The 13050-nt window shown below is 71.8% G+C and carries 8 protein-coding genes; 6 read left to right on the plus strand and 2 right to left on the minus strand.

The window, feature by feature from the left end; translation table 11 throughout:
• Positions 1 to 314: 314 nt before the first annotated feature.
• Positions 315 to 1913, minus strand: coding sequence for a hypothetical protein (locus tag G6O68_RS30390; protein ID WP_165253293.1), 1599 nt, complete (start codon positions 1911 to 1913; stop codon positions 315 to 317).
• Positions 1914 to 4516: 2603 nt separating this feature from the next.
• Here G6O68_RS30390 and G6O68_RS30395 point away from each other — a divergent pair.
• The 6 genes from G6O68_RS30395 (at position 4517) to G6O68_RS30420 (ending at position 12032) form a co-directional block, all read left to right on the plus strand.
• Complete coding sequence (locus G6O68_RS30395) at positions 4517 to 4804, plus strand: hypothetical protein (RefSeq protein ID WP_165253295.1); 288 nt, start codon at positions 4517 to 4519, stop codon at positions 4802 to 4804.
• Complete coding sequence (locus tag G6O68_RS33735; RefSeq protein WP_165253297.1) at positions 4762 to 5295, plus strand: glycosyltransferase; 534 nt, start codon at positions 4762 to 4764, stop codon at positions 5293 to 5295. Before G6O68_RS30395 ends, G6O68_RS33735 begins: the two co-directional genes overlap by 43 nt.
• 332 nt (positions 5296 to 5627) lie before the next feature.
• Complete coding sequence (locus G6O68_RS30405) at positions 5628 to 6461, plus strand: hypothetical protein (protein WP_165253299.1); 834 nt, start codon at positions 5628 to 5630, stop codon at positions 6459 to 6461.
• Between the two features lie 2209 nt (positions 6462 to 8670).
• Entirely contained in the window at positions 8671 to 9897 is a 1227-nt protein-coding gene (locus G6O68_RS30410; protein ID WP_165253301.1) for a bifunctional DNA primase/polymerase, read from the plus strand.
• Between the two features lie 104 nt (positions 9898 to 10001).
• On the plus strand, positions 10002 to 11555 hold the full coding sequence (locus G6O68_RS30415) for an AAA family ATPase (RefSeq protein WP_165253303.1): 1554 nt from the start codon (positions 10002 to 10004) through the stop codon (positions 11553 to 11555).
• A gap of 186 nt (positions 11556 to 11741) precedes the next feature.
• Positions 11742 to 12032 (plus strand): hypothetical protein, encoded by a 291-nt coding sequence (locus tag G6O68_RS30420; RefSeq protein WP_165253305.1) that lies wholly within the window; start codon positions 11742 to 11744, stop codon positions 12030 to 12032.
• A gap of 531 nt (positions 12033 to 12563) precedes the next feature.
• Here the strand turns inward: G6O68_RS30420 and G6O68_RS30425 are convergent.
• A partial coding sequence (locus G6O68_RS30425) for a ThuA domain-containing protein (RefSeq protein ID WP_165253306.1) occupies positions 12564 to 13050 on the minus strand: 487 nt, incomplete at its 5' end.

Consider the following 13050-nt stretch of genomic DNA (forward strand, 5'->3'; position numbering starts at 1 on the left):
CCAACTTCCTCCAGTCGATCAGGCCCTTCGACGCTTTCTGCATCGGCTTCTCCTTAGGTAGGTTTGCGTCCTCTCGAGGGACGCGGTTTGTACTGCACCATGACTTCGAGGGCCGGACCGAACGCCTCGGCCGGCCGGTCGTGCGAGGCGAGGTTCAGGCCCCGCCCGCCGGAGAGGAATCGGCTCGAGGCCGACTCGGCGATCCTACATCGACGGGCCGGAATGTACGTCGACGGACCGCCGGCCCGGATGGCTTCTCTAGGCCGCGAGGGATCGCAAGGACCTCCCGAGGCGTCGACGCGAGCCGCATCCGATCAACCTTCGGGAGCGACTGCCCCGGCGGCCCCGTACATGCCGCCGGGGCGGTCGTCGTCGCGGAAACGACCGAGGTCCCAGTCGAGCCGGGTGAGGCGGACGCGTCCGGCCGAATCCGTTCGGCGGGAATGGACGCATGAGATCCGTCGGAGCACGCCCAATTCGTCGCCGTACTCGATGCAGAACGCGGCGTCCGCGTCCTCGCCCGCCGCCCGCGTTTCGGCGGCGTGCGCGATCCGGAGTTCCTCGACCGACGCCGAGGACGCGTTCTCGACGTGGAATTTGTCGATCAGCCAGACCGGGACCTCGAACGGCACGGCGATCTTCTCGACGACCTCGCGGATGTAGGAGCGGACCAGGGCCGGCGTCACCCCGTCGGCGTCGTCTCCCTCCCTCGGCAGCGTCCGCCGGATCGCCATGCCGACATAGTCGACGACCACGAGTCCGAGGCTACCGCCCTCGCGCCGGATCTCCTGCAGCAGGCAGGCCAGCCCGTCCACGCCCCCGCAGACGTAGACGCATTCCGGGACGCTCATGTCGAGGGAGAGGATCGCGCGGCCGGGCCCGGCCGTGAACTCGTCGACACGCTCGCGCTCCCCGGGGAGGTCGCCGAGGTCGAGGCGCCCCTGCGAGCGGTACATCGCCTCCTCATACTCCAGCAAGGCTCCACGGCCCGAAAGCTCCTTCCGCCGGCGGATCTCGTACGTCTGCCGTCGCTGCGAAACCCTCGCGCCTCGGGCGTAGACGGGGCGTCCGATCTCGGCCCTGGTCATGTCGTAGTGAACGATCACGGCCGTCTTGAGGGTGTCGCCGTCGAGGGACCTCGCGAAGAAGTGCTCGGCCGCGCTCACGGCCAGCTGGACCGCCTGCACCGTCGTGCCCACCTTCGGCTCGCCCTGCAGGTAGTAGACCTCCCCCGCGGCCTGGAAGCCGCCGAGGAAGTCGTCGAAGCAGTCCGCTCCGGTGGGGAAGGTTTCGACCGGGACGGCGTCCGCGAGCGGATCGGAGAGCCCACGCGAGAGCGGCCGGCCCAGGGAACCGATCCGGTCGAGCCGCCCGAAGGTCGCCCAGAGGGCGGCCAAGGCGTCGCCGACGGCCTGGCCCCCCGGCCGATCCACGACATGTCGTCGGCAGGCGTCGACGATCCGCTCGCGGAGGAACCTCTGGAGCTGTCCCAGGGCGTACTCGGGCGAGGCGTCGGCGGGGTCGAAGGCGACGAACGCCTCATGCAGGACGCCCGGCCTCCGGATCACGGTCGACGGATCTCCGGGCGTCGCCTCTCGGCCCACCGATTCGGGGCCCGCCAGCAGGATCGCCGCCAGCCTCGGATCCAGGGGCGGTTCCGCCTCGACGACCCGGATGCGGACCGCGGCGTCGAGCACGTCGAAGGACGCCCCGTCGACCCCGGGGCGAGCGGAAACCTCGCGAAAGCAGAGCCAGAGCATCTCGAAGTGAGACTCGGGGAGGAAGTCCTCGGGCTGCAGATGCGCGAGGGCCGCCCGGGCCACCTCCGGGTAGGCCAGGATGTAGACGACGAGCCGTTCGACGGCGTGGGGGGTCATCGGCCGCGGCTCGGCCGCGATCGCGGGGTCGTTCACAGCCCACCTCCCGTCCTGAAGCGCCGGGGCTCCGACGGCGGGGCCAGGGTCGACGCCCGCCTCCCCGGCCGGAGGACCCCGGGGGCGTGGGCCGCGGACCATCGCGAGTCAGGGCGCGGGGGCGAAGCCAGGGACTTGGCCGCCCGGAGGCGCGAAGGGCTCCGCCGACGGGGAGTCGGTTCAACGTGGTCGCCGGCGCGGCCCGCGGGAGGCCAGCAAGGCCTGTGGTCCGAGGGCAACGTGAAGATTCTCGCCAGGTTCAATTTCAATCTCCGGGATGGACAGGATCGGTTTCGGACTGCGGAAAGGCTAAGGCGAGGTTGGAAACTGCAGGTACCCCGATCTCGGCCGAGGGGGGGAATTCCGGTCGCCCTCCCTACGTCGGCCGACGGCCCGGATCGGCCGAGGAGCGCATCCGGGCGCGACGCGTCGAGTCCTCGAGCGTCTCGTCGGGGCCGCCTTGAATCACGTCATTCAAGTCCGGCCCGCAGCACGTGACCTTCACGGCCCTGGGAGGGCGGGCTGTGAGATGCTCGGGGGGCGGCCGTACGAGGCGACCGACGCATCATCGAAATCTCCCCGGATCGGCGGGGGGCCGAAAGGGCGAGGGCCCACGAGGCCGGCCTCGCTCGGGGACGAGATGCGGTCTGAACTCGCCCACCCCATCGAGTCCATCCTGGGGCCTGAGAATCAGGTCCCGTGTCGTCGACGCCCACGAGCAGGACGTCTGCGAGGATCCGTTCCTCGTCCTCGGAGTTCGACCAACGGGCAAGGAACTCGGCTTCCGAAACGGCGGTGGAGTCGCCCTGAGAGGCCTCGAGGCCGGCGCAGGCTCGCAGCGGCGGGAGCGATGGGGGCTTGGCCCGGTCCGAGAGGCCGAACCGCCGGCCGTCCAGGGCCCCCTGTAAACCGGCTCGACGACGGGAGTAGCCGGGGCGATCGGGAGGATGGATCGGTCCGCGTTGCGGGGTCGTGGGCATCCGGCAGGTCGACGGGCCAGGTGCTCCTCCAGGCCGGCAAGGCCGGTGGGGGCACCCCGACTTTCCAGCTCATGCGTCGGCACCCCTGGCCGGGTGCCCTTGGAGGCCTCACGCGTCGACCACGACCCTCAAGCCATGGCCGACGGCGTTCGGGCACCCGAGATGAGGAATCCGGCGCTTCAAGATGCGGGCTCCCCCGCGGCCTGTCACGTCGCCGTCCCGGTCGGCGCGATGCGGGCCCGTTCGGAGTCGCGCCCGGGCCTGCGTCGGTCGGGCGTTGCCCCCCCCCTTCCGGCCCGTCCCGCTGCGCCTCGCCGCGACGAGATCCCTCTCGACCTCGCTTCGTCCTCCGCAGCAACGTGCGGATGTCCAAGGCCGAGGACTTCCGACGGTATCGCCCGTCCTGCGACGTCGAGCCAATCGCACCGAAAGGGCATGAGTCGTCGCGTCGGGCGTCTCGGCCATGGGGCGGGCCGCTCTCGCCTCGGTCCGCACGGGGTGATCAGGGGCCGGCCGCTCCTCCGGGCCGGCAATACGAGCGGATGGGCGTCGCGGGCGACTCCAATCCCGAGGCGTCGCCGTCGGTTCTTGATCCTCCGCCATGCGTTCCCGCCTCGATGAAGAATCAACCACAAGTCGTCGGAGGCGGCTCGCGAGCGCCCGATGAATCCTGCAATTCACCGGCGCAGGCCTCTCGGCCGCAGGTCGTCCCCCCAACTTCGGATGTTGAGGCTTCCTGCTCGGCGAGTCGAGCGTTCCGCCGCGGGCCCCGGGGCGTCGCGGAACCTCGAAACTCCCGCCGGCATCGAGGACGCAGCGAGTCGGGCGCGATCGGGGGGCAGGTCCCGTCCTCGAGCGGCGGGCGGGAGGCTCCTCTGCTTCATTTTCTCGTCGCGGGGGCGGCGAAGGACAACGCACCACCCGGAGAAGCGGGCGATTCTCGTCGGACGAAACACCGTCGCGGCGATGGCGACGTTTAGCCCGCCGCCCGAGTTTTCAGCCCTGCCCTGGGGCCGGAACTCGTCGGCCTACCGCAAGCGTGACCTGGGGCCTTCCACTTCAGGTCGTTCCGCGGTCATCGAGGGAGAAGCCGCCTCCACCATGCGGGATCCGAGACGCGATCGGCTCGTTCTCCAGGTCGCGGGTCGCGTGGCCTCGGCGACTCCGCTTCGACCCCGGACGAGGGAGTGCACGGCCCGCCGACGGGATCGACCCGAAAGTCGGGGGGGCGAGACCGCGGCCGATCGCCGCTCAAACACCCGCTCCAGGATGGGTTGCGACAAACGCGTGCACGCATGTGCACCTAACGTTGGGAGTTTCGCCGTTTCGTCACTGGGCCGTCAATTGGGAAGGAACTCCCGGCCGGCGGCAGTCCGGGGACGAGAGCGGCGGGGGGACGACCGCTCGTCAAGTCGCGAGGCGCCGTCCCATCGACGAGGCGTATGGTCAGTCCAGCGGGCAGGGCGGCAGTCTATCCGCGGTGCGTTCCGGTCGCACGAAGTGGGACCGGCCCGGCGTTGCGAGGCCGAATCTCCGAACTCGCCGAGCCCCAACCCGACTCGGTGAGTTCGGGTGGATTCCGCGAAATGATCCTATCGGCGACGTCCACCACTCTCGAACTTCGTGCGGGGCTTGCTCCCCGACGCGGATCGGGCGAGCCGCTCGCGGCGGCCCATACTTGCAACGCGACGCCCGCCGATCTGCGCCTCGCTCGGCAACCTCCGGAATCCGGTCGCGGCCGCCTTCCGGACGATCGCCGAGGCGTGCGTCGGGCTCGACGCCCAGCTCGTGATCTCGACCGGCCGCGGGGTCGCGCCGGAGGCCCTCGGCGACCTGCCGGGCCGACCCGTCGCGGCCCCCAGCTGGAGTTGCTCGGCCGCGCCGCCCTGGCGGTCACGCACGCCGGCCTGAATACGGTCCTGGACGCCCTGAGCCTGGGGGTGCCGATGCTGGCCGTGCCGGTCGCCGACGAGCAGCCCAGGACCGCCGCGCGGGTCGCCTGGGCGGGTGCCGGGGAGGCCCTCCTCCCATTCGGACGGCTCACGCCCGAGGCGATGCGATCGGCGATCTCCCGGGTGCTCCGCGACCCGTCCTATCGGCGGGCGGCCCGACGGATCCAATCGTCGATCCCCGGGTGCGGCGCCCCGAAGGCCGCCGAGTTGATCGAGACCGAGCTGGTTGATCGAGACCGAGCCGGTAGAAGGTGGATGAGCCCAGGGAGGCCCCCACTTCGCAGTCGACGGCTTGCGAGGGTCGGACGGCCGCCGGTCGCCCTCCGAGGGAGCCTCGGCAGGGCCGTCATCGATCGACGAAGGCCCTCCTCAGCGGCCAGTTGGAGATGCAGAAGGGGCCGGACGACGCGCCTCGCCGGGCGGGCCGAACCAGCGCCGGGATCGCGGTGACGCTCGACCGGAAGGAATGCCGCGCGCCGAGCCGATGCATGGGACGAGGACCAGGTCCGCCATCCGTTCTACCGGTTCGGCGCGTCGATCGCGGCCCATGTCGCCCCCACGAACCACCGACTGCGGCGCTCCTGTCCCAAGTTGTTTTGCATCGTCTCGCGGGGGCTAATCTGGACGGGGCCCGGCGACAGATCCTGGGGGCTACCGCGACGGCGTTCCGAACCGCCTGCCATTTCGCGCCCTAGAATTCTAAAGTCATAGCGGGCCGTTCGGATCATCGGACGACCGGCATCTCGCGTAGCGCCCTCATGACCTCCACCCGGACGAACGCCATGAACAGGCAGCATCGAGCCCGCAAGACCCTCATGTCGGTGGAACCGCTGGAGGGCCGCCAGCTGCTCAGCGGGCTGGACGCCGTCCTGGCCAGGGCGGCGTCCGCGCGACCGGCCTTCGTACGGAACTTGCCGTCGACCGCCGTGACGACGAATCCGGCGGCGGTCTCGGCGATCATGGGGGCCCTGGGGGGCGGGGTCGGCAGCGAGTGGGCGAGCCTGATCCGCCGCCAGATCCGCAACCCGCAGGCGGTCGTCCGCCAGTTCATCGCGGGGCAGAGCTCCTACTCCGCCGCGGGAATCACGTTCCGGACGCCCGGCGAGCAGCCGCTGTTCACCGGCCGGCCGTACGACCAGCTCCTGCCGCTGGCCGCCGGCGCGGCCGTCTTCCGCGGCGACGTGATGGAGTTCGCGACGATCCTCCGCGGGGAATTCCGGAACCCCGACGCGTCGTATTACGTCTTCGCCGTCGACCGCGGCGCGGGGGGCTCGCTCGGCCCGGCCTTCGAGGCGAGGCCCGGCATCACGCCCGACGCGCTCGTCACGATCGCCGTCGGCCCGTTTGGCTCCTCGGCGACCGGCGAGGTCCGCGACCTGACCGACGGCTCGACCCGGCCGATCGACGCGTCCCGGATCGTGATCCGGGGGGCGACGCTCCGAGTCTTCCTCGACGCTTCCCAGTTCCCGTCGCGCGGGGCGACGTTGAACCGCTACCGGTTCGCCATGTGGACCCAGACCAAGCCGGGCGCGGACATCGCGAACGTCGCGAGTTTCGCGCCCGACGCCGCGATGATCCCGATCGCCGCGCTGCGCAACGTGACCGCACGCCGCTGATCGCCGGGGGGCCCGGCTCCCCGGGGCCCTCGGGGGCGAGACTCGGACGATCCACGGGGCCTTCGCCCGGGGCGACGTCCTGGAGGACTTCGACAGGTCGCATGCGATCCAGGTCCGCTCCGCCGTGGACACCTCGATGCGAGGGGGGCGGTCGTCCGCCGGGTCGTCGACCCGCCGGCCTTGAGAGGCCGCGTGCTCGACCATCCTCCTCCCGCCCGTCGGGCCCCAACCCTCGACGGCGGGCGGGGCCGGGGCCGAACTTCACTCCTCGAGGGTTGCCGGAGTCGTGGCCCTCGCGCCTCCTCCCAGCCGCGAGGGTGGATCGAAGCGCGAGGCCGCACCGCGTCCATAACCGAACTCGGACCCCGAATCCGGTCTCGGCCTGGGACTTTTAAGCGGCCCGTCCGAGCATGACGTCCGCCGGCGGAACTTCGTCGGGGCGACATGCCCCGGAACGCCGGCCATCGAGCGAGCGGGGGGCACGCCCGCGGATCAATCACAGGATTCATCGCCGACCATGGCCCTCGACGGGACGTGGGCTTCGTCGGCCGGGCACACGTCTTCCCACCCCGTGAGTCCGGACTCTGCCCGAGGCGGGGCGGTCGACGAAAGAGGCGTCCGGGACGAGGGGATGCGACTGCCAAGCGACGCGCCTCGCTCATCGCACCCGACCCGTGGGGCGGTCCCGGGGGGCCGGCGCGACGGCCCGGCTCCTCGGCCGTTTGTGTCCCGATGGAGGGTGATGCGCGCCCAGGCGGACCTCCCGAGCCTACCGTCGGCAAGGCCGCCGGGACGGACGGCGGCGAGAAGCCTCCGGCCTGGGTGCCGACCACCCTGCGACCATCTCCGCCGCCAATTCGGCCGACGCGGCGTCCGGGCCTTTCCGAGGGGAGGCCGGCCCTGCATGCGAGACCGCCTGACCTCGAGGCCGCCCGGACGGGCCGAGCCGGCGTCCGGACTCCCGAGGGAAGGCGGGCGATCCGGGCGGGGTCTGGAGCCTTCCGGCCCATGAACCTGCCTCCCCGGCGGCGGGCTGGCGCAGGAGCCCTCTCGCGGTCGGAGTTTGAATCACGTGATTCACCAGGCGGCCGAGGACGCCACCGGCCGCTTCGTCCGTCGGGAGTCGACGATCATGGCGCGTCGGCGGGGGGTCGAGATCGATGCGGGGCCCGTTCTGGAATCAGGGCCGCGACCAACCCCCCGGTCCCATCGCGCCGAGATCGGCGGGTGGGCATGGCTCCTCAGCTCGATCTGCAGGGCGACTCCTCCGAGATCGGCTCGTGCCCCATCCTGGTTCTCATGCCGAATCGGGACCCGCCCGCCGACGGGCCGCGCCGTCCCGTTCAGACCCCAACCGGACTTCCGGTTCGGTGCCCGATGTCCGACCGCGGAACTACCGACGCCGCGAACGGAGCAGTGTATCCGCCCCGACCGGCTCGCAGCCCATGGGGGGTGCAGGGCGGCCTGCCGGCGGGGGCGATGGGGACGCAGCCGACCCAACGTCGAAGGGCCGTTTCACCGAACTCTTAGACGCCGCCCCATTCCGTGAATGTAATTCGTATCTCCTTTTTTGGACAATGGTTAAGTGGTATTCACCACTGGTTTCGAGTTCGGTGAATCCGGACACTTCGGTGAATCCGACCCTCGGGATCTGGGCCGGTCGAACCCTTGGAGTTTGGTCCGGCCCCCCCGCGATGGGCTCGCCTCCACTCCTGACCGGTTCACGGAAGGCCGCCCATTCACCGAATCGACCCAGGCTTGTGAAACGGCGTAAGTCCCTTGATGAGTGGGATTTGCCGGATTGATTCACCGAATGAGACTCGATGGGAAGGGCGGTGAATCCAGCCCTGGCAAGATTCGCCCCGGCTCGGGCGGAGCACGCCTCGACCGCGTCCGGTCCGTCCCCGCACGCCCTCGGTCATCGGACTCCTCGGGGCCCCTCCGGAAACCTTTCGCGGCATCCTCTCTCCCTCGCGTTCGCCCGGGGCGGTTATCACGGATCGCCGGCGGAGATGGTCTCCGCCCCTTCACGCCGAAGCCGAGGAAGACGTCATGCTATCGCCGAAGATTCCCGGGACCCGGGTCGCAGGCCCGCGCCGGGTCACATTGCTCCGCCGCCGACTTGAAACCCTCACGCGTCGGGCCCGCCGGCCCCGGACGTCCCGGGTCCCGCCCCGCGGCACTGTAGGCCTTGGAGAGGGCCGCACCGATGCCTGACTCGCGCCCGCCCGAGGACCCCGAACTCGCCCTCGTCCATTGGATCCGCCCGACCCGCCGCGGCCGGCTGATCGTCTGGCCCACCGCCCCCGTGACCAACGACGCCCTCGACGTTTACAACTGGCACCGGGCCCGCGCGGAACGGGCCCGACGCCGGGTCCCCCTGCTGCGGGAGGAGGGCCTCCGGTGGATCGGTGCCGGCTACTCGCTGACCCTGACCGCCGCGCTCTACAAGGACGGGAAGACACACTGCGAGAAGGAGTGGCACCTCCGCCCGCTGAGGTCCGAGGCCGACTTCCGGGCGGCCCTCGCGGAACGTCCCTCGAGCAACCTGCTCGTCGTCTGCGGTCCCGACATGGGCCCCCACGGCGAGTGGCTCGTCCACGTCGAGGCGGACGCGGCGAAGGCCTCGCCCTGGGACGCGTCGCGGGCCGAGGCCTTCGACGGCTTCGCCCGCTTCACGGCCGGGATGGGGCCGACGCCCACCTGGGAGAGCCGCCGCGGATGCAAGTCGCTGGCCTCCATCCCGAGGGAGTTCGGCGCGGCGTTCCACGAACAGCTGCGGAAGCACGAGCACGAGGACTTCCCCGGGCTCGAGGTGATCCTGGGCGGCTGGAAGCCGGACGGGGCCCGCAAGGCGTCCTCGGCCCTGGTCCCGCCGTCCGAGACCGACGGCGTGGCGCGAGCCTGGATCGAGCCGACCCGGAAGCTCGCCCCGCTCCCCGACCACGCCCTCGAGTATCTGTCGGGGGTCGCCCTCGCGAGGGTCGCCGAGGCCGCCGCGCGGAGGGAGATGCGGGCCGAGGGCGTCCTGCACATGGACGACCTCGGCGATGAGGAGCAGGAGGCCTGGATCGCGTTCAAGGTCGAGAGGCTCCGCGAAGACTTCGCCAGGCTCGGCCCGGCCGTCGAGGGGGCGGGGGGCTCGAACCCGACCTTCGCGGCCGCCTGCGCCATCGTGGAGGCCGGGATCGACGACGAGGACGACCAGATGGACCTCCTCGAGGAGTACAACGACGATTTCTGCCGGCCCTGCTGGGACGAGCCCGCCTTGCGGCACAAGCTCGAGGACGCCCGCGAGGTGGTCGGGGACCGGCGCGACAAGGAGGAGAGGTTCTGGGCGATGTTCGCCCGAGCCCGCAGCCGGGAATGGTCTCGAACGCCGGCCGGCGCATGGATCCCATCGCGGACTTCGGGTCCCGGCGGGCCGACGCGTTGACGAAGTGGAACGACCGGGGTCGCATCGACCCCGCGAACCGGCGCGATCGATGGGAAAACCCCGCCGGGTGGGAGCCCGACGGGGTCGCAGGGGAAGCCGAATCTATGGTTGATGATACCGCGGACCGCCGGGACGTCCTCGCCGAATCCTCGGACGTCCTTCCGGCCGTCGACCGCGCGGCCGGGCCCATCACGGAACCCAGGGGAGTCGAGCCGCCGCCCGCTCCCGCTTGGAAGGTCAACGCCGCGGCCAAATCCGGGATCGAGGACGCGGCCGCGAGGGTCGCCCAGGAGGCCAGGGCAAGGGCCAGGGCCAGGGTCGTCGGGTCCCGGGCGGCCGGGGCGGCCCCGCCCGGCTACGCCGGGCGAAGCGACGACGAGCTCGGCCTCGTCGCCGTCGACCACCCGTCGAGCGACAGGGGCAGGACGGTGATCCGTCGCCTGGCGACGACCGGCCAGTTCACGGGGCTGGTCGCGGACGGCGGGGCCGGCAAGACCCAGCTGACGCTTCGGGTGGTCGCGCAGCTCTCCCTCGGGCGAGACCTCTCGCCCGTGTTCCGGACGCCCAAGGCGGCCCGGGTCCTGCTCGTCTCGGGCGAGGACAGCCGCCGCCTGTCGGTCCTCCCCCGGCTCAGGTCCATGGGCGCCGAACTGACGAGGATCGTGTGCTCCACGGCCTCCGTCCGGTCGACGCTCGAGTCCGGGGAGGTCGTCGAGAGGCCCGTCCGGCTCGACGACCTGGCGTACTGGGGGGAGGTGGTCGGTCGGGCCCGCCCCGACCTCGTCGTGATCGACCCGATCGCGAACTATATGCCGGGAGGGGCGTCCTCGAACAGCTCCGACGACGTCACCGACGCGATCGCCCCCTTCCTGTCCCTCATGAAGCGGCATGATTGCGCGTTGATCGGCGTCCTCCACATGAATAAGGCGAAGGGGGGCGACCATCGGTCGCTGGCCGGCCTGGTGCGCGGGTCGACCGCCTGGGTCGCCCTGGCCCGCAGGGTGTTCCTCATGTCCCTGCGCAGGGACGAGCCCGGGCGGGGGGTGTTGGTGCACGCGAAGGGCAACGCCGGCCCCAGGCTGCCCGCCCTCGGGTACCACTTCGAGCCGATCGACCCGGGCCTCGCGATCCCCGATCCGAACGCCTATACGGCCGAGGAGCGGGAGGTCGTCGAGTGGCTGTCGAACCTCGTCCTGGACGGGGAGGTCGACCGGGCCGACGCCGAGGCCGTGGTCGCGGGCGAGGGCGAGGGGCCGAAGGGCCGCCCCGCCCGCGCCGCCCTCGACGCGGCCGCCTGGCTGGCCGCCGAGCTGGCGGCCAGGCCGGGCCGGGAGGCCGCATACCGGGACCTGCTCGCCGCCGCGGGGGCCGCGGGGATCCTCGGCGCGGCCGTCGGCTCGCGGCCGGACGGGCGGCCCGAATATGCCTCCCCCAATCCCCTCTACCGCGCCAGGGATGCGGTGGCGAGGCTCGGCGGCGAGTGGGCCGGGGCCGAGGTCCGGTGCAGGGGCAGGGCCCCGGCGTACTGGACCTTGGTCCTCCCCGCCTACCCGCAGGCGTCGAGCCCGCACGAGTCGACCGCCGGGGCCGAGGGGCCGCAAGTACGCGAGGAGGCGGCCGAAGAGCCCTCGACCTCGCCGTCCGCGTCCGGGAGCTGACCGCCTTCGGTGCGCCGCCGCAATGCCATCTCCATCTCTGACGTCCCACGCGGCGATCCCTCGCCCCTCGGCGAGACGAGACGGCCCGGGGCCGCCGGACGTCCCGGCCGACCCACTTGACCCTGGGCCCACGCTCGACGCTCGTGCGGGCCCGCCTTTCCCCCTCGACGAATCGGAGTCATTCGCATGCAACCAGACGAGCCAAATCCCGCCCGCCCCGCCGCCCTGGACGTCGCGGCCGACCTGCGGACGAGCCGACACCTCGTGGACGTCGTCGAGCCCGCTTCTCGGCCCCTCGCCGAGTCCGGCCTCGACTGCTGGCTGCGGGCCGACCTGCCGGAGGTCGACCACCGCATCGTCGTGTCGGTGTGGCGGGGGTACGAAGTCGGGCTGATCCGAGCCCTCGTCTGCTTCGACCTCGACCTGCTCGACCGTCGACTCGCCGGACTCGCCGCGATGGGCGTCGGCCGCAACTGAACCCTCCCCGGCGTCTCTCTTTCGGGGTCGTCGCGGCCTCCGAGACCGTGAGGAGGCCGCGGCTCACGACCGTTCGAGACGCCGGCCGCGATCCGTGGCGGGCGCGACCTCAGCGGGCCGCGACTTGAATCTCGTGATTCAGCCCGATCGGACCGCCCGTCGGCAGTCAACGACGCGAAGTCGGGTCATCGCGTCCTCCCCCGAGCGGACGTCCCGGCCACGCTCGACGGGCCGGCGGACGGTCCGGGTCCGGGAGGAGAACGACGGCGCCTCGTCCACCGGCGCGGTCGCTCGGACGGGAACGTCCCCCGGATCGTACGCCCGGCCCGGAGTTCGGCACGCCGGAGGCCGACGACCCGAGGATTCGGGCCGAGGGCGGCCGGGATCGGGAGACGTGGACGGCGATCATGCCCGGGCGCGGCGACGGGGTCGGCCAATCACGGCGATCCGGAGGAGCATGCCGGCCTCCGCTCCGCCGCCCGGATGGGCGGATCGGCGAAGCGCAGCGGTCGGCTCGTGGAACGGATGGACTCAATCCTCATCCCCAAGCCCCGGGGGCGGCCCGATCGTGACCTGCCCCGTCGCGGCCCACTCGACCCCGCGCCGGAAGGTCGCCACGAATCCGGGGGTGCGCACCGAGCGCAGGTCATGTCCCAGGGCCGTGGTGAAGACCCTGCCCTTGCGGTACGGGAGCGTCCACATCACCGGCTCGTCCTTTCCCGACCCGCGGACTCCTTGCGGGCCCGGGCCGCTGTTCTCAGGGTCGTCGTACGCCGTGGCGAGCACCGTGATCCCCGGCTGCGTCGCCAGGCCTTGGTTCAGCTCGTCGTGCGTGACGAACGAGGCGGGGAGCCCCTCCAGGATCGGATGATCCGGCGCCTTCAGGTCGACCCGGAAGCCGTGGTAGGGCGAGTGTTTCGCCCCCCCACGCCACGCCCCCCCGATCATGACCTCGTACTCGGGCCAGTCGGCGTGCGCGCTGAGCGCCGCGTGGAAGGCGACGACGCCCTTGCCCCGA

Origin of the sequence: Paludisphaera soli (assembly GCF_011064595.1) — a bacterium.
GTDB classification, from domain to species: domain Bacteria; phylum Planctomycetota; class Planctomycetia; order Isosphaerales; family Isosphaeraceae; genus Paludisphaera; species Paludisphaera soli.